The sequence below is a fragment of the Streptomyces sp. NPDC059816 genome, assembly GCF_042732055.1.
Classification (GTDB): Bacteria; Actinomycetota; Actinomycetes; order Streptomycetales; family Streptomycetaceae; genus Streptomyces.
The window spans coordinates 1-15895 of record NZ_JBHWIQ010000024.1 but is presented as its reverse complement, the minus strand read 5'-3'; the positions used below and the strand labels follow the sequence as shown (position 1 = coordinate 15895).

16 protein-coding genes are annotated in these 15895 nt (G+C 71.3%); 10 read left to right on the top strand and 6 right to left on the bottom strand.

The genetic code is table 11. From position 1 onward, the window contains the following. Positions 1 to 40: 40 nt before the first annotated feature. Complete coding sequence (locus tag ACFV88_RS27220; RefSeq protein ID WP_385494540.1) at positions 41 to 1513, top strand: catalase; 1473 nt, start codon at positions 41 to 43, stop codon at positions 1511 to 1513. A gap of 108 nt (positions 1514 to 1621) precedes the next feature. On the opposite strand, the gene ACFV88_RS27215 is transcribed toward ACFV88_RS27220, so the two are convergent. Together ACFV88_RS27215 and hisN are read right to left on the bottom strand one after the other, a co-directional pair. Next, positions 1622 to 2023: a cyclic nucleotide-binding/CBS domain-containing protein gene (locus tag ACFV88_RS27215; RefSeq protein WP_385494539.1), complete on the bottom strand. Its 402-nt coding sequence runs from the start codon at positions 2021 to 2023 to the stop codon at positions 1622 to 1624. A gap of 251 nt (positions 2024 to 2274) precedes the next feature. Continuing rightward, positions 2275 to 3075: a histidinol-phosphatase gene (hisN, locus tag ACFV88_RS27210; RefSeq protein WP_385494538.1), complete on the bottom strand. Its 801-nt coding sequence runs from the start codon at positions 3073 to 3075 to the stop codon at positions 2275 to 2277. A gap of 199 nt (positions 3076 to 3274) precedes the next feature. Between hisN and ACFV88_RS27205 the strand changes: the two genes are divergently transcribed. Then, entirely contained in the window at positions 3275 to 3901 is a 627-nt protein-coding gene (locus ACFV88_RS27205; RefSeq protein ID WP_385494537.1) for a TetR/AcrR family transcriptional regulator, read from the top strand. Here the strand turns inward: ACFV88_RS27205 and ACFV88_RS27200 are convergent. From ACFV88_RS27200 to ACFV88_RS27185, 4 genes are all read right to left on the bottom strand, one after another. Further along, complete coding sequence (locus ACFV88_RS27200; RefSeq protein ID WP_385494536.1) at positions 3877 to 4200, bottom strand: DMT family transporter; 324 nt, start codon at positions 4198 to 4200, stop codon at positions 3877 to 3879. The two genes, ACFV88_RS27205 and ACFV88_RS27200, sit on opposite strands and share 25 nt — an antisense overlap. 159 nt (positions 4201 to 4359) lie before the next feature. Then, complete coding sequence (gene rsgA, locus ACFV88_RS27195; RefSeq protein WP_385494639.1) at positions 4360 to 5370, bottom strand: ribosome small subunit-dependent GTPase A; 1011 nt, start codon at positions 5368 to 5370, stop codon at positions 4360 to 4362. 14 nt (positions 5371 to 5384) lie between these two features. Next, complete coding sequence (aroA, locus tag ACFV88_RS27190; protein WP_385494535.1) at positions 5385 to 6737, bottom strand: 3-phosphoshikimate 1-carboxyvinyltransferase; 1353 nt, start codon at positions 6735 to 6737, stop codon at positions 5385 to 5387. 145 nt (positions 6738 to 6882) lie between these two features. Further along, on the bottom strand, positions 6883 to 7698 hold the full coding sequence (locus ACFV88_RS27185; protein ID WP_385494534.1) for an SOS response-associated peptidase: 816 nt from the start codon (positions 7696 to 7698) through the stop codon (positions 6883 to 6885). A 49-nt stretch (positions 7699 to 7747) separates the two neighbouring features. On the opposite strand from ACFV88_RS27185, the gene ACFV88_RS27180 reads away from it, so the two are divergent. The 8 genes from ACFV88_RS27180 to ACFV88_RS27145 all read left to right on the top strand — a co-directional run bounded on the left by ACFV88_RS27180 (position 7748) and on the right by ACFV88_RS27145 (position 15807). After that, entirely contained in the window at positions 7748 to 8470 is a 723-nt protein-coding gene (locus tag ACFV88_RS27180; RefSeq protein WP_385494533.1) for a M50 family metallopeptidase, read from the top strand. A gap of 61 nt (positions 8471 to 8531) precedes the next feature. After that, entirely contained in the window at positions 8532 to 9185 is a 654-nt protein-coding gene (locus ACFV88_RS27175) for an alpha/beta family hydrolase (RefSeq protein WP_385494532.1), read from the top strand. 367 nt (positions 9186 to 9552) lie between these two features. Continuing rightward, on the top strand, positions 9553 to 10227 hold the full coding sequence (sigR, locus tag ACFV88_RS27170; RefSeq protein WP_385494638.1) for an RNA polymerase sigma factor SigR: 675 nt from the start codon (positions 9553 to 9555) through the stop codon (positions 10225 to 10227). Further along, positions 10224 to 10559, top strand: a complete 336-nt coding sequence (rsrA, locus tag ACFV88_RS27165) for a mycothiol system anti-sigma-R factor (RefSeq protein ID WP_385494531.1) — start codon at positions 10224 to 10226, stop codon at positions 10557 to 10559. The genes sigR and rsrA overlap by 4 nt, the downstream gene beginning before the upstream one ends. 501 nt (positions 10560 to 11060) lie before the next feature. Beyond that, positions 11061 to 12053 (top strand): tetratricopeptide repeat protein, encoded by a 993-nt coding sequence (locus tag ACFV88_RS27160; protein WP_385494530.1) that lies wholly within the window; start codon positions 11061 to 11063, stop codon positions 12051 to 12053. Between the two features lie 188 nt (positions 12054 to 12241). Beyond that, positions 12242 to 12892: a peptide deformylase gene (gene def, locus ACFV88_RS27155; RefSeq protein WP_385494529.1), complete on the top strand. Its 651-nt coding sequence runs from the start codon at positions 12242 to 12244 to the stop codon at positions 12890 to 12892. A gap of 444 nt (positions 12893 to 13336) precedes the next feature. Beyond that, complete coding sequence (cyc1, locus tag ACFV88_RS27150; protein ID WP_385494528.1) at positions 13337 to 14431, top strand: epi-isozizaene synthase; 1095 nt, start codon at positions 13337 to 13339, stop codon at positions 14429 to 14431. Next, positions 14428 to 15807, top strand: coding sequence for a cytochrome P450 (locus ACFV88_RS27145; protein WP_385494527.1), 1380 nt, complete (start codon positions 14428 to 14430; stop codon positions 15805 to 15807). The genes cyc1 and ACFV88_RS27145 overlap by 4 nt, the downstream gene beginning before the upstream one ends. Positions 15808 to 15895 lie beyond the last annotated feature (88 nt).

The following is a 15895-nucleotide window of genomic DNA, read 5'->3' as shown; positions in this document are numbered from 1 at the left end:
ATCGGCTACGGCATTGGCCAAGAGGTCAAACTGGCTCAGGATGACGCAGGAGGCGCACGTGACGTCGCAGGGACCGCTCACCACGGAGGCCGGCGCTCCGGTCGCCGACAACCAGAACAGCGAGACGGCGGGCGTCGGTGGTCCCGTACTGGTCCAGGACCAGTCCTTGCTGGAGAAGCTGGCGCACTTCAACCGTGAGCGCATTCCGGAGCGGGTCGTCCACGCACGCGGCGCGGGTGCGTACGGCACCTTCACGCTGACCCGGGACGTCACCCAGTGGACCCGGGCGAAGTTCCTCTCCGAGGTGGGCAAACAGACCGAGACCTTCCTCCGATTCTCGACCGTGGCCGGCAACCTGGGTGCGGCCGACGCAGTGCGCGACCCGCGCGGCTTCGCGCTGAAGTTCTACACCGAGGAGGGCAACTACGACCTCGTCGGCAACAACACCCCGGTGTTCTTCATCAAGGACGCCATCAAGTTCCCCGACTTCATCCACACCCAGAAGCGCGACCCGTACACGGGCTCGCAGGAGGCGGACAACGTCTGGGACTTCTGGGGGCTGAGCCCCGAGTCCACCCACCAGGTGACCTGGCTCTTCGGCGACCGGGGCATCCCTGCCTCGTACCGCCACGTGAACGGCTACGGCTCGCACACCTACCAGTGGACCAACGAGGCCGGCGAGGTCTTCTGGGTCAAGTACCACTTCAAGACCGACCAGGGCATCAAGAACCTCACCCAGGCGGAGGCCAACCGTCTCGCGGGGGAGGACCCGGACAGCCACCAGCGGGACCTGCGCGAGTCGATCGAGCGCGGCGACTTCCCGTCCTGGACGGTCCAGGTGCAGGTGATGCCCGCGGCCGAGGCGGCGAACTACCGCTTCAACCCGTTCGACCTCACCAAGGTGTGGCCGCACGAGGACTACCCGCCGATCGAGATCGGCAAGCTGGAGCTGAACCGCAACCCGGAGAACGTCTTCGCCGAGGTCGAGCAGTCGATCTTCAGCCCCGCGCACTTCGTGCCGGGCATCGGCCCGTCCCCGGACAAGATGCTCCAGGGTCGGCTGTTCGCGTACGGGGACGCCCACCGCTACCGGGTCGGCATCAACGCCGACCACCTCCCGGTGAACCGTCCGCACGCCGCCGAGGCGCGCACCAACAGCCGGGACGGCTTCCTGTACGACGGGCGCCACAAGGGTGCGAAGAACTACGAGCCCAACAGCTTCGGCGGCCCGTTCCAGACCGACCGACCGCTGTGGGCGGCCACCACGGTCACCGGATCGACCGCCAACCACGTGGCCCCCGGCCACGCCGAGGACAACGACTTCGTCCAGGCCGGTGACCTGTACCGGCTGATGTCGGAGGACGAGAAGTCCCGTCTGATCGAGAACCTCTCGGGAGCCATCGCCCAGGTGTCGCGCGACGACATCGTCGAGCGCGCGGTGAACAACTTCCGCCAGGCCGACGGGGACTTCGGAAAGCGTCTGGAAGCCGCGGTTCAGGCCCTGCGCGGCTGAGGGCGACGGGGGTGCGGTGCGGGGTCGACCCGCGCCACGCCCCCGGTGTGTGGGACGACGGCCGGGCGGAGGTCATCCGCCCGGCCGTCGCACGTCGTGCGCCCGGGGTCAGCCGATCGCGCTGGCCGCCCGGCGCCGCGTCGGCACCCAGCAGCGCAGGACGTCGCGGACCGAGACCACCCCGACCGGTTCGCTGTCGCCGAGCACGATCAGATGGCGGAAGCCGCCGCGGGTCATCGCGTCCGCGGCGTCCTGGAGGGTCCACGCCTCGGCGGCGAAGACCACGTCGGTCGTGGTGTGGGCTGCGGCCGTCTCCCGGTCGGGGTCCTGCCCCAGGCCGATGGAGACGAGGATGTCGCGCTCGGTCAGGATGCCGAGCCCGCTGGTGTCGGGGTCGAGGACGACGGCCGCACCGACGCGGCGGGCCGACATCAGGGAAGCGGCCCGGCGCAGGGTGTGCGCGGGGCCGATGGTGAGGACCACCGTGCTCATGGCGTCGCGGACGAGCATGGTCGAAAGCCACCTCCTGCTTCTACGGAGCCCCCTTGCGAACGAGTTCACAAGTTCACAAGTGGAGTGACCTTCAGAGTGGCAGCCGCCGTACCCGCCAACAAGGGGGTGGAGAGGGTGAAGAACGGCCGGAAATCCTCTACTCCGGGTGACGGTCCCGGGGGTGTGGTCACGTAGCGTGAAGTCCTGCGGAAACCGGAGCGCTCGGTTCGCTGGCGCCGCCCCCCGGACGAGCCACCGGCCCGCCGTCGTCAGTACCGCTGGTTCAGATAGCCCAACAGCTCGTCGTGGAGCAGCCCGTTGGACGCCGCGCCGTTCCCGCTGTGCGGACCCGGACGACCGTCCAGCCCCGTGAACGTCCCGCCCGCCTCCGACACGATCACCGCGTTCGCAGCCATGTCCCACAGCGACAACTCGGGCTCCGCGCACAGGTCCACCGAACCCTCGGCGACCATCATGTACGGCCAGAAGTCCCCGTACGCCCGGGTCCGCCACACCGCTCGGCTGAGGTCGAGGAAGCCGTCGAGCCGCCCCTGCTCCTCCCAGCCGCTCAACGACGAGTAGGCGAACGAGGCGTCGGCGAGCCGGGAGACCTGGGAGACCCGCAGTCGGGACGCCGAGGTCAGACTGCGTCCGCTGAACGCCCCGTGTCCCTTCGCCGCCCACCAACGGCGGCCCAGCGCCGGGGCCGACACCAGGCCCACCACCGGCTGGTAGCCGCCCTCGGCCGCCTCCGTCAGTGCGATCAGCGTCGCCCACACCGGGACCCCGCGGACGTAGTTCTTGGTGCCGTCGATCGGGTCGATGACCCAGCGCCGCGGGCCCGTGCCCTCGATGCCGTACTCCTCGCCGATCACCGCGTCCCGCGGACGGGCCCGCTGCAACTGACCGCGGATCAGCTCCTCGGCCGCCTTGTCCGCCTCGCTCACCGGGGTCATGTCCGGCTTCGTCTCGACCTTCAGGTCGAGGGCCTTGAAGCGCTCCATGGTGGCGGCGTCGGCGGCGTCGGCGAGCACATGGGCCAACCGCAGGTCATCGTGGTAGTCGGGCATGGCCGAACAGTATCCAGCGGGCCGGTCCGGGGGCCACCGCCCGTCCGGCGACCGGGACGGGAGCGGAGCGGGGAGCAACCGGTCGCCGGCCTTGACAGTGCTCCGGGTGCCGTCAACGCTGACAGCGGGTCCGTGATCCCGGTGAGTCCCCGTACCCCGGGCCCGGACCGACATCGATGTCGTCCGTGAGGAGCCGAGCATGACCGCGGCCCGCGCCCTACTGCTCGACGCGGCCCGCGACGCCCTCGCCCGGACCTCCTGGTCCGGCGTGCGCATGGCCGACGTGGCGGCCACCGCCCGGGTGTCGCGACAGACCCTCTACAACGAGTTCGGCAGCAAGAACGGGCTGGCCCGTGCCCTCGTCCACCGGGAGGTCGACGGCTGCCTCGCGGGCGTCGACCGGGTGCTCACCGGCCCCGGCGAGCCCCTCGCCCGTCTGCCGGCCCTGGCCGAGTGGCTGGTCACCACCGCCCGCGGCAACCCGCTGGTGCGCTCGACGCTGACCGGACAGTGGGGCCCGCGCCTACCCGCCCGGGCGCTCGCCGCCGAGCCCTCCGGCCCCGCCGCCCTGCCCGCACCCCGTCCGGGCAACGGGCCGGTGCCGTCCCCCGGCGCCCTGCTGGCCCACGTCCGCGACCGTGCCGTCACCGCACTGGCGCCGCCCGCGGCGGACGCCGTCCAACGGGCCGCACTGACCCGGGCGACCGAGATCGCCCTGCGCCTCGCCCTGTCCTGCGTGTACGCGCCGCCCCCCGCACGGACGGCCGCGGAACTGGTGCGCGAGGCGCTCGGCGACCGGGCTCAGTGCGCGGAGCCCGACATCTGAAGCCCGATCACCCCGGCCACCACCAGGGAGATCGACACGATCTTCAGCGTGGAGACCACGTCCCCGAGGAAGACCATCCCGTAGATCGCCGTCCCCGCCGCCCCGATCCCCGTCCACACCGCGTAGGCCGGGCCCACGTCCAGCCGCTTCAGGGCCAGGGTCAGCAGTCCGAAGCTGCCGAGGGCGAAGGCGGCGAACGCGATCGTGGGCCACAGCCGGGTGAACCCGTGGGACAACTTCAGACAGACCGCGAAGCCGGTTTCGAGCAGTCCGGCGACGATGACCAGCAGCCACGCCATGTGATGCCTCCCGGGGTCCCCACGTTCCGTGGCCGCTTCGTCCGGCTTGGGTCAGGCTCGGTGCGATTATGCCTTCACCTGTCCGGGGGTCCCGCAAACACGCGACGCCCCCACCGGGACGGACGCCACACGGCCGCGCCGCACGCCCGAACGTGTCGGTCAGTCGCCGTCGTGCCGCTCCCGGACCTCCAACAGCCGCCGCAGGGAGTACAGCCGCGCCGGGTCCGCGTGCCCCTCGGCGACCCAGGCGTCCAGGGCGCAGTCCGGCTCGTCGTGGCTGCACGCGCGCGGACAGTTGACCGTGCCCGGCTCCAGATCGGGGAACGCGAGGATCACCCGGGACGGATCCACGTGGTTCAGCCCGAACGACCGCACGCCCGGGGTGTCGATCACCCAGCCCGCGGCCCCGGACAGCGGCAGTGCCAGGGCGGAGGTGGTGGTGTGGCGACCCCGGCCGGTGACCGCGTTGACGTGTCCCGTCACACGTCGCCGCTCCTCGGGCACCAGGGCGTTGACGAGGGTGGTCTTGCCGACCCCCGAGTGGCCCACGAACGCGGTGACCTTGTCGTCCAGCAGCCCCCGCACCAACTCCGCGGCGCCGCCGTCCGCCAACCCGTCCCGCGAGGTCACCACGTACGGCACCCCGAGGGTTTCGTAGGTCTCCAACAGCTTGTCCGGCGGCGCGAGGTCGGACTTGGTGAGGATCAGCAGCGGGTCCAGCCCGCCGTCGTACGCGGCCACCAGACAGCGGTCGATCAGCCGGGGCCGGGGCTCCGGGTCGGCGAGGGCGGTGACGATCGCGAGTTGGTCGGCGTTGGCGACGACGACCCGCTCGTACGGGTCGTCGTCGTCCGCCGTGCGCCGCAGCACCGAGGTGCGTTCCGCGATCCGCACGATCCGCGCCAGGGTGTCCTTCGCGCCGGACATGTCACCGACCAGGGACACCCGGTCGCCGACCACCGCCGCCTTGCGGCCCAGTTCGCGGGCCTTCATGGCCACCACGACCCGGCCGTCGACCAGACAGGTCAGCCGTCCCCGGTCGACGGTGAGGACCATGCCGTCCGCGGCGTCCTCGTGCTTGGGCCGGATGGTGCTGCGGGGACGGTTGCCCTTGCGGTTCGGGCGGAACCGGATGTCGTCCTCGTCGGTGTGCTTGCCGTAGCGGCGCATGATCGAACCGTCCGTCAGTTCCCGAGCATCCCGGTCCACAGATCGGGAAAGTCGGGGAGGGTCTTGGCCGTCGTGGCGACGTTCTCGATCAGCACCTCGGGCACCGCCAGACCGATGATCGCCCCGGCCGTGGCCATCCGGTGGTCGTCGTACGTGTGGAAGGTGCCGCCGCGCAGCGGCCGGGGGCGGATCACCAGACCGTCGGCGGTCTCCGTCACGTCGCCGCCCAGCCCGTTGATCTCCTCGGTGAGCGCGGCCAGCCGGTCCGTCTCGTGCAGCCGCAGGTGCGCCACTCCGCGCAGCGTCGACGGGGAGTCCGCCAGCGCTGCGACCGCCGCGACGCCCGGGGTCAGCTCGCCGACCTCGCTGAGGTCCACGTCGATGCCGTGGATCTTCCCGGAACCGGTGAACACCAGGCCCTCGGGCGTCAGCTCGCAGGAACCACCCATCTCGGTGAAGATCTCCCGCAGCCGGTCACCGGGCTGCGTGGTGTGCTCCGGCCAGTCGGGGACGACGACCCGGCCGCCCGTGACCAGCGCGGCGGCGAGGAACGGCTGCGCGTTCGACAGGTCGGGCTCGACGGTCAGGTCCACCCCGCGCAGCGCGCCCGGGGTGACCCGCCAGACGTTGGGCTCGCCGCCCGACTCGGGGGCGTCGACCTGGGCCCCCGCCCGACGCAGCATGTCCACCGTCATGCGGATGTGCGGCATCGACGGCAGCGGCCCGCCCACGTGCCGGACCTCGACGCCCTGGTTGAACCGCGGCCCCGACAGCAGCAGCGCGCTCACGAACTGCGAGGACGAGGACGCGTCGATCTCGACCCGGCCGCCCTCCAGGGCGCCGCTGCCGTGGACGGTCAGCGGCAGCGCGCCGCGTCCCTCGTCGTCGATCCGGGCCCCCAGTGCGCGCAACCCGTTGATCACGCCGTGCAGCGGGCGCTCGTAGCAGCGGGGGTCGCCGTCGAAGCGGATCGGACCGTCCGCGAGGGTCGCGACCGGCGGGACGAAGCGCATCACGGTGCCCGCGTTGCCGACGTCCACGGTGGCCGGGCCGTGCAGGCCCGCCGGGATGACCCGCCACGCCTCGCCCCCGCCGCCCGCAACGGAACCGGAGGCCGCGGGCTGCGACGAACCGGACGAGACCGTCTCCTCGATGCCGACGCCCATCGAACGCAGTGCCGACGCCATCAACAGGGTGTCCCGGGAGCGCAGCGGCCGGCGCAGCCAGCCCGGCTCGGACGCGATGGCGGAGAGCACCAGGCCACGGTTGGTGACGGATTTCGAACCGGGCACCTGGACCGTCGCGGTGACGGCTCCGCTCGCGTGCGGGGCGGGCCAGAGGGCGGGATGCGCGGCAGTCTCGGTCATGCTCTTTACCTTAGTGGCTGGACGTCAGCACGATTCTCGGGCAAATGAGCTGAAACGTCCTGGTAACAGAGGTGGGGTACGGGTGCCCGCCGCACCCGGCCCGCCCGCCCACGAGAGCGGTGCCGCCCCTGGAACAGGGGCGCCCCTAGAACAGCGTCGCCTCTTCCGGGCCATCGAGCTCCGTCAGCAGCTCGGGGCCGTTGTTGCGCACGTTGCTGACCGCCGTGGCCACCGGGTACGCCCGCACCAGGCCGGTGGGCGGCGGGGCGAGCAGGGCGCTCAGCTCCGCCGGGTCGGTGCGGGACGGGTCCAGCCAGGCGTCCCAGCGGTCCGGGGTGAGCATCAGCGGCATCCGGGGATGGATCTGGGCGAGGGTGGCCGGCCCCTCGGCGGGCGCCCCGGCCAGCGGTGTCGTCTCCGCCTCCGTGGTGAGCACCGTGCACGTCGCCCACCAGGCGCGCGGATGGTCGTCGGGCAGGGTGCGGTCCCGCCAGAACTCGTACAGTCCGGCCATCGCGAACACCGATCCGTCGGCCGGGGTCACGAAGTACGGCTGCTTGCGGGGCCGCTTCTTGCGTCCCTCGACCTCCAGGTCCCGCTCACCGGCGCCCGTCACCCACTCGTAGTACCCGTCCGCGGGCAGGATGCAGCGCCGCGTCGTGAACGCCCGCCGGAACGACGGCTTCTCGTGCACCGTCTCGGAACGTGCGTTGATCATGCGGGCGGCGCCCTCGGGCGTCTTCGCCCAGGACGGGACGAGTCCCCACCTCAGCTTGCGCAACTGGCGAACCGGACGTGGGTCCGCGGCGTCCTTCAAGGGACGGTCCAACACCGCGTGGACCTCCTTGGTGGGCGCCACGTTCCAGTCCGGCTCCAGGGTCTCCTCGGGTTCCCACTTCTCGATCGCGAAGATCCCCGCGAGGTCCTCGGGCCTACGACTCGACGCATACCGTCCGCACATACGTGCCACACTGCCAGACCCCCGCCCGGTTGAGGGAGCCGCCCGGAAAATGAACACTCTCGCCATCGCCAGCGCCACGGACCTCTGGGACCGCGTCACCGGCACCCAACCGGACCCGGACACCTGGGTCGTCGTCGCCACGGCGCTCGCCGCGCTGCTGGTGGTCGTCCCGGCCCCGGCGTGGCGGCTCTCCCGCAACGCCGTCACCATCGCGCACGAGGGCGGCCACGGGCTGGTGGCCCTGCTCGCCGGCCGTCGGCTCGACGGCATCCGGCTGCACTCGGACACCTCCGGACTGACCGTCAGCCGGGGCAAACCCACCGGCATCGGCATGATCCTCACCGCCGCCGCCGGGTACACCGCGCCCCCGCTGCTCGGCCTCGGCGGCGCCGCACTGCTGGGCGCCGGACACATCACCCTGCTGCTGTGGCTGGCCACCGCCCTCCTCCTGGTGCTGCTCGTCATGATCCGCAACGCGTACGGGGCACTCACCGTCGTCCTGTCGGGCGGTGCCTTCCTGCTGGTCTCCTGGCTGGCCGGCCCCCAGGTGCAGGCCGCCTTCGCCTACACGGTCGTCTGGTTCCTGCTGCTGGGCGGCGTCCGTCCCGCCTTCGAACTCCAGGCCAAGCGACGCCGGGGCGGGGCCGGCGACTCGGACGCCGACCAGCTGTCCCGGCTCACCAACGTGCCCGCCGCCCTGTGGCTGTTCTTCTTCCACGCGGTCTCCCTCTGCTCCCTGATAGGGGGCACCCGCTGGCTGCTCCCGCGGTGACGGCGCCGTCACCGCGGCCTGCCTCCCCGCCCCGCGCCGCCCCAGCCGTCAGGATGTCCCCGTGAGCACCGACCACCCTCCCGCCCCGACCGGCGAGACCGTCCCCACCAGCCAGGGGGAGGCCCGCATCACCTGGCACCCCGCCGAGCGCCCGGTGCGGGTGCTGGCGCTGGGGCACGGCGCCGGCGCGGGCACCGGCACCCGTGACCTGCTGGCCTTGGCACGGGAGCTGCCCCGGCACGGCACGACCGTCGCCCTGGTGGAGCAGCCCTGGCGGGTCGCCGGGAAGAAGCTGGCCCCCGCCCCGAAGACCCTGGACGCCGCCTGGCGCGACCTGTGGCCCGCGCTCACCGCCCCCGGGCTGCCGGTGGTGGCGGGCGGGCGCAGCGCGGGGGCGCGGGTGGCCTGCCGCACGGCGCGCGAGCTGGCGGCGAGCGCGGTGCTGGCGCTGAGCTTCCCCCTGCACCCGCCGGGCCGGCCGGAGCGCTCCCGGGCCGACGAACTGCTCGGCGCCGGGGTCCCGACCCTGGTCGTCCAGGGCGGCAACGACCCCTTCGGCCAGCCGGACGAGTTCCCCGACGGCCCGTACGAACTGGTCGAGGTGGACCACGGCGACCACTCCTTCCACGTGGCCAAGCGGGCCCCGGTGACCGAGGACGAGGCGCTGCGCGTACTGACCGACGCGGTCATCGAGTGGATCACCCGGCAGCGCTGAGGCCGTCGTGTCCGGTGGGGAATGCCGGGCGCCCGGGTGCTGTTGACGCGAACAGTGGGAACCCGAGCGCCCGTGGACGTTCACGGGACCGGGCCGCCGGACGGCCACGGTCGGAGCAGTCGGGAACGTCAGGGAAGAGGGAGAGCGTCGCATGGGGTCGATCACGCACCCGAGCCGCAGCGGTACCGCCGGACTCCAGTGGTCGGTGCTGCCGTCGCCGAAGGCGGCGCCCGCCCGGGTACCGGCGACCTCCGAGCTGCCCCTGGCACCCCTGGCCCCGTACGGCCGGACCGCCCCCGAGGGCCCCGGTCGACTATTCTCCGAAGCGAACGGAGCCGGCCTCGGCTCCGGCACGGCGCTTGAGGAGGTGGGTCCGGTCACTGGGACCGACGCGGGGACCGAGAACGGCCAGGCGGAACGGCCCGAGCAGCCCGGGGAGAGCACGGCCGAGCGCAACGCCCGCTTCGAGCGGGACGCGCTCGGGTTCCTCGACCAGATGTACTCGGCGGCCCTGCGCATGACGCGCAACCCGGCCGATGCCGAGGACCTGGTGCAGGAGACCTACGCCAAGGCGTACGCGTCGTTCCACCAGTTCCGCGAGGGCACCAACCTCAAGGCGTGGCTGTACCGGATCCTCACCAACACCTTCATCAACTCGTACCGCAAGAAGCAGCGGGAGCCCCAGCGCAGTGCCGCCGAGGAGATCGAGGACTGGCAGCTCGCGCGGGCCGAGTCCCACATGTCCACCGGGCTGCGCTCCGCCGAGTCGCAGGCGCTCGACCACCTGCCGGACTCGGACGTGAAGCAGGCGCTCCAGGCGATCCCCGAGGAGTTCCGCATCGCGGTCTACCTGGCCGATGTCGAGGGCTTTGCGTACAAGGAGATCGCGGACATCATGGGTACCCCCATCGGGACGGTCATGTCCCGGTTGCACCGGGGCCGCCGCCAGCTGCGCGGCATGCTGGAGGACTACGCGCGCGACCGCGGTCTCGTCCCGGCCGGTGCCGGAGAGTCGAACGAAGCGAAAGGCTCGGGCTCATGAGCTGCGGAGAGCCGCACGAGACGGACTGCACCGAGGTACTCGACCACTTGTACGAGTACCTGGACCGGGAGATGCCCGAGGGTGACTGCACCAAGTTCGAGACGCACTTCGAGGAGTGCTCGCCGTGCCTGGAGAAGTACGGGCTCGAACAGGCCGTGAAGAAGCTGGTCAAGCGGTGCTGCGGCCATGACGACGTCCCCACCGACCTGCGGGCCAAGGTCATGGGGCGGATCGAGCTGATCCGTTCCGGCGAGACCGTCACCGAGCCGTTGGGCGGGCCGTTGCCGGAGCGGTCCGGCACGGACGTCCCCGCCTCCGCGGAAGGCGCCTGAGCGCTGACGTTCGGCTGTCCTGTGCGGGTGCGCTGTGGTTGCTCGCGCCGTTCCCCGCGCCCCTTCGGTGCGCCCCGGTGGGGCTGCGCTGTTCTGCGGGGGTGCGTTCCGCTGTTGCGCAGTTCCCCGCGCCCCTGATCGGGGCACTCCCACCACCGGCACCTTCCAGGGGAGCCCCAGCCCACCCCAGCGCACCCGCACGCGGCAGCGCACCGCAGGGGGCGGCCCCCAAGGGGCGCGGGGAACTGCGCGAACGCCGGGGCGCACCCGCACGCAACAGCGCACCTGCACGGAAGCGCACCGCAGGGGGCGCGGGGAACTGCGCGGGCAACCTCAGCGCACCCGCACGGGACAGCGCACCAGAACGCAGCCATACGTCGTCCGTCACCGGGTAACCCATGGGTAATGAGCGGCGCTCCGACCGGTCGTGGTTGGATGCGAAGGAAGACGCTGTGGGGGCGGGGCGGTAATCCGCGCCCCCCGTGAGGACGGCAGGCGGGAATGAGGATCTTCGGCAAGGGACGGCACCGGCCCTCCGCGTCCTGGCGGCAGGCCACCGACCGGGCGTTCACGCTCATCGGCGACGGCCGGTACGACGACGCGGGGGCCCTGCTGACCCGGGCCGCGGACCTCGAACCGTGGCTCTCGGAGTCCTGGTTCAACCTCGCCCTGCTGCACAAGTTCCGGCACGACTGGGAGCAGGCGCGGGCCGCCGGGCTACGGGCCGTCGCCCTGCTGGACCGGGAGACCGGGGCGCCCGACTGGTGGAACGTCGGCATCGCGGCGACCGCGCTCCAGGACTGGCCGCTCGCCCGGCGCGCCTGGCAGGCGTACGGACTGAAGGTGCCCGGCGGCCGGCCCGGTACGGGCGGCTACGCCGGCGAACCGGTCGGGATGGAGCTCGGCAGCGCCGCCGTGCGGCTCTCCCCGGAGGGCGAGGCCGAGGTGGTGTGGGGGCGGCGACTGGACCCGGCGCGGATGGAGGTGCTCTCCATTCCGCTGCCCTCCTCGGGGCGCCGCTGGGGCGAGGTCGTCCTGCACGACGGGGTGCCGCACGGGGAGCGGACCACCGCCGCCGGACACGCGTACCCGGTCTTCGACGAGATCGAACTGTGGGCGCCCTCGCCCGTGCCCACCTGGGTGGTCCTGCTGGAGGCGGACGGCGAGGAGGACCGGGACGCCCTGGAGCGGCTCGCGGCCGACGCCGGGTACGCCGCCGAGGACTGGTCCTCGTCGGTGCGGCTGCTGTGCCGGATGTGTTCCGAGAGCCGGATGCCCAGCGACGAGGGCGACGGCGAGCACCTCGACCCGCACGATCACAGCGAGCCCGGCCAGCCCGGACCGCTGGGTCACCGCACCGACGGTCACCAGTGGGTGCCCGAGCGGGAGTGCGGGATCGCCGCCCCCGCCTCGCTGGTGCGGGGCCTGCTCGACGGCTGGGTCGCGGACAGTCCGGGCACCCGGGACTGGCGGGACCTCGAAGAGGTGTGCTGACCCGAGGGGTGCTGACCCGAGGGGTGATGCGCTCGCGGGGGGACGACGATCGTCCATATCCCGTCCGGGCGCGGTGCCGGGCGCCGTAGGCTGTGTGGCGGCAGTCGCCCGGAACCGTGCGTCCCCACCGGGGCTCCCGGAGGGACCGGTTCCGGGCGGGACACAGTGTAGGAAGGCGTACGTCGGACATGGCCCAGCAGGACACCGATCAGCAGCACGGCGGGGTGCTCCCCGTGGACGACGAGGGATTCGTCATCGACACGGAGGACTGCGAGGCCCGGGAGGCGGCGTACCGCGAGCGCGGTACCTCCCGTCCGATCACCGTGGTGGGCAATCCGGTGTTGCACACGGAGTGCAAGGACGTCACCGCCTTCGACGGGGAACTGGCGCAGCTGGTGGACGACATGTTCGCCAGCCAGCGCACCGCCGAGGGCGTGGGACTCGCCGCCAACCAGATCGGTGTGGACCTGAAGGTCTTCGTCTACGACTGCATGGACGACTCGGGAACGCGGCACGTCGGTGTGGTGTGCAACCCGGTGCTCCGGGAACTGCCTGCGGACCAGCGGGTGCTCGACACCTCCAACGAGGGCTGCCTGTCGGTGCCGACGGCCTATGCGGAACTGGCTCGCCCGGACTATGCCGTCGTCACGGGGCAGGACGAGAAGGGTCACCCCGTAGTAGTGCGCGGTAGTGGGTACTTCGCACGGTGTCTACAGCACGAGACGGACCACCTCTACGGTCAGCTCTATATCGACCGTCTGTCCAAGCGGGATCGCAAGGACGCTCTGCGCCAGATGGAAGAGGGCACTCCGCGGTATCCCGTGGTGGCCAACGGCTGACCTCCGGTGAGGTGCCTCCCCGAGCGGGGGAGACGAGTTCCGGCACGCCGAGGCACACCGCACCCTGCTGCGGGGGGCCGCTGGGGCCGCCCGTGGACCCCTCGCGCAGATGGTTCGGCGGTACCGCTGTGACCGCTGTGCCCGGTGGGGTCCCCCTGGCCGCGTACCGACCGCGCACGAACGGCGCCCGGCTGAGACACGCTCTCGCCGGGCGCCGTTTCGTGCGCCCGCGTGCGCCCGTTGTGTTGCGCGGCGCACGCGATCCCCATCCGGTCACGGATGGGGACGTTCTCGGCAGCTTGGGTGAGTATGCGGAGTAAATCTGTTCCCTACTCGGTCAGATGTAGTGCTGAATGGAAAGTGCGCGGGGATGCGCGACGGCGCGGTACGGGATGGGTAAGTGCGCCCTACCGTGTGGGTAAGGCCGACTGAGAGGGGACGCTCGTGCCTGCTTTCTCCCACAGCACCACAACGACGCAGATCGCAGTTCCACCGGCACTCGCGCTTCCGGTGATCGAGGAGCTGTTTCCACGGCAGGTGCACCCGTATTGGCCGGAACTCCAGGAGGTGACCCGCGCCTGGCTTCTGGAAAAGCGACTCATGCCGGCCGACAAGGTCGCCAGGTATGCGGACGGGCTGCGCTACACGGATCTGATGGCCGGCTACTACATCGGCGCGCCCACGGATGTGCTCCAGGCAATTGCCGATTACAGTGCGTGGTTCTTCGTCTGGGACGATCGTCACGACCGCGACGTCGTGCACGGCCGGAGCGCGGCCTGGGGCCGGCTCCGGCAGCGACTCCACGATGCACTCGATGCACCGTGGCACCACCTGCACCACGACGACGCACTGGTCGCTGCATTCGCGGACAGCATGGTCCGGTTGTACTCGTTCCTGGGCGAGAGTTGGAACGCCCGGTTCTCCGGGCACTTCCACGAGGTGATCGAGGCGTATGACACCGAATTCCAGAACCGGACGACCGGTCAGGTTCCGACCGTCGACGAGTATCTGGAACTCCGCCGCCTCACCTTTGCCCACTGGATCTGGCTCGACCTTCTGGAACCCGCTGCGCGGTACGAAATTCCACAGCACGTTCGAGAGCATTCCGCGTATCGGCGGGCAGGACTCGCCTGTCAGAATTTCGCCGCCTGGTACAACGACCTCTGCTCCTTGCCCAAGGAAATAGCGGGCGATGAGTACCACAATCTCGGCATCAGTCTCATCCGACATGAAGGAATGACTTTGGAGGACGCTGTGGCAGAGGTACGCCGCAGGGTGGGTGACTGCATTACGGAATTCCTGGAAGCGGAACGGGAGGTGGGCGATCTGGTACGCGGATTGAGAGACGGAACCTGGCGCGGGGAACCCTTGGCCGCCGCGGTAGAACTCAATGTGTCGAACATGCGGAACTGGATCAGTTCCGTGTACTGGTTCCACCACGAGTCGGGGCGCTACCAGGTCGACAGCTGGGCCGACCGCTCCACGCCCCCGTACGTCAGTGACCAGGACGAGCCGCCCGCGCCCGGAGGAGAGCGATGACCGACGGCCCCAGCACCGCGACGGCGGACCCGTCCGCGCCGGGCGCACCCGCGCCCCCCTGGGCGGGGGGCGGTGCGCCCCTCCTCGGGCACGCGTGGAACCTCGTGCGCGACCCGCTCGGCTTCCTCGCCGGACTGCGCGGCAGCGGCGAACTGGTGCGGATCAGACTGGGCCCCCGGGCGGCGTACGCGGTGTGCGATCCGGCGCTCGTGGCCACGCTGCTCAAGAGCCCCGACTTCGTGGTCGGCGGTCCGCTGTGGGACACCATGGAACTGCTCATCGGCAAGGGCGTCGCCACCAGCAACGGTCAGGTCCACCGGCGCCAACGGCGGATGATCCAGCCCGCGTTCCGCGCGGACCGGATCGCGGAGCACGCGGCCGTGATGGAGCAGGAGGCCCGTGCCATGGCCGGGCGGTGGCGGCCCGGGGCCGCCGTCGACCTCGGCGACGAGGTGTTCCGCACCGCGGTGCGGATCGTGGCCCGTTCGCTGTTGCACGTCGAGTCGATCGACGAGCGCGCGGAACGGCTCAGCAGTTCGCTGCACACCGTCTTCGGCGGGCTCTACCGGCGCATGGTGCTGTCGGCGGGGCCGTTCTATAAACTCCCGCTACCGGCGCACCGCCGGTTCGAAGACGCATTGGCCGATCTGCACTGCCTTGTCGACGAGATCGTGGCGGAGCGCCGCAACTCGGCCACGGATCGTGAAGACCTGCTCTCCGCATTGCTCGCGGCAAAGGACGAAAACGGTGAAGTCCTCGGCGATCAGGAGGTCCACGATCAGACGGTTTCCCTCCTTGTGGCGGGCGCGGAAAACGTTGCCTCGACACTGACGTGGACGTTCCAGTTGCTGGCCGAGCACCCCGCGGAGGAAAACCGCCTGCGGGCCGAGGTCCGGAACGTCACCGGTGGACGTCCGGTTGTTTTCGGTGACCTGCCCCGGCTGACGCACACCCGGAATGTCATCACCGAGGCGATGCGCGTACGGCCCGCTGTATGGATATTGACCCGGCGGGCGGTGGCCGATTCCGTACTCGGTGGGTACCGCATTCCGGCCGGGGCGGACATCGTGTACAGCCCCTATGCGATGCAGCGGGACCCGCGGGCTTTCGTGCGGCACCTGGAGTTCGACCCGGACCGGTGGCTTCCCGAACGGGTCGCCGACGCGGGACGGCAGGCGATGATGCCGTTCGGCACCGGCAACCGCAAGTGCCCCGGGGACCACTTCAGCATGGCCGAGATGGCGATCATCCTGGCGACGGTCGCCCCGCGGTGGAGTTTCGCCGCGCTTCCCGAGACCGACACGGCACCCCGCATCGGAATCACGCTCCAGCCGCGGCGGCTGAGACTGCGGGCGGTCGCCCTGCGGGACGTCTGAGAAAGTGTTGGGTAACTGATCAGTCGCATCCTGTGATGTGCTGGTGGTGATCTCCATGGTTGACGCTTGCGTGAAGATCACCGTCATG

Coding starts and splice junctions, on each gene's coding strand:
- ACFV88_RS27200 (WP_385494536.1), bottom strand. CDS start 4,200: ATGGCGTGGCTGCTGGTCATCGTCGCCGGACTGCTCGAAACCGGCTTC.
- ACFV88_RS27145 (WP_385494527.1), top strand. CDS start 14,428: ATGACCGACGGCCCCAGCACCGCGACGGCGGACCCGTCCGCGCCGGGC.
- ACFV88_RS27185 (WP_385494534.1), bottom strand. CDS start 7,698: ATGTGCGGACGGTATGCGTCGAGTCGTAGGCCCGAGGACCTCGCGGGG.
- rsgA (WP_385494639.1), bottom strand. CDS start 5,370: ATGCGCCGCTACGGCAAGCACACCGACGAGGACGACATCCGGTTCCGC.
- aroA (WP_385494535.1), bottom strand. CDS start 6,737: ATGACCGAGACTGCCGCGCATCCCGCCCTCTGGCCCGCCCCGCACGCG.
- rsrA (WP_385494531.1), top strand. CDS start 10,224: ATGAGCTGCGGAGAGCCGCACGAGACGGACTGCACCGAGGTACTCGAC.
- ACFV88_RS27180 (WP_385494533.1), top strand. CDS start 7,748: ATGAACACTCTCGCCATCGCCAGCGCCACGGACCTCTGGGACCGCGTC.
- ACFV88_RS27160 (WP_385494530.1), top strand. CDS start 11,061: ATGAGGATCTTCGGCAAGGGACGGCACCGGCCCTCCGCGTCCTGGCGG.
- ACFV88_RS27220 (WP_385494540.1), top strand. CDS start 41: ATGACGCAGGAGGCGCACGTGACGTCGCAGGGACCGCTCACCACGGAG.
- hisN (WP_385494538.1), bottom strand. CDS start 3,075: ATGCCCGACTACCACGATGACCTGCGGTTGGCCCATGTGCTCGCCGAC.
- ACFV88_RS27215 (WP_385494539.1), bottom strand. CDS start 2,023: ATGCTCGTCCGCGACGCCATGAGCACGGTGGTCCTCACCATCGGCCCC.
- ACFV88_RS27205 (WP_385494537.1), top strand. CDS start 3,275: ATGACCGCGGCCCGCGCCCTACTGCTCGACGCGGCCCGCGACGCCCTC.
- def (WP_385494529.1), top strand. CDS start 12,242: ATGGCCCAGCAGGACACCGATCAGCAGCACGGCGGGGTGCTCCCCGTG.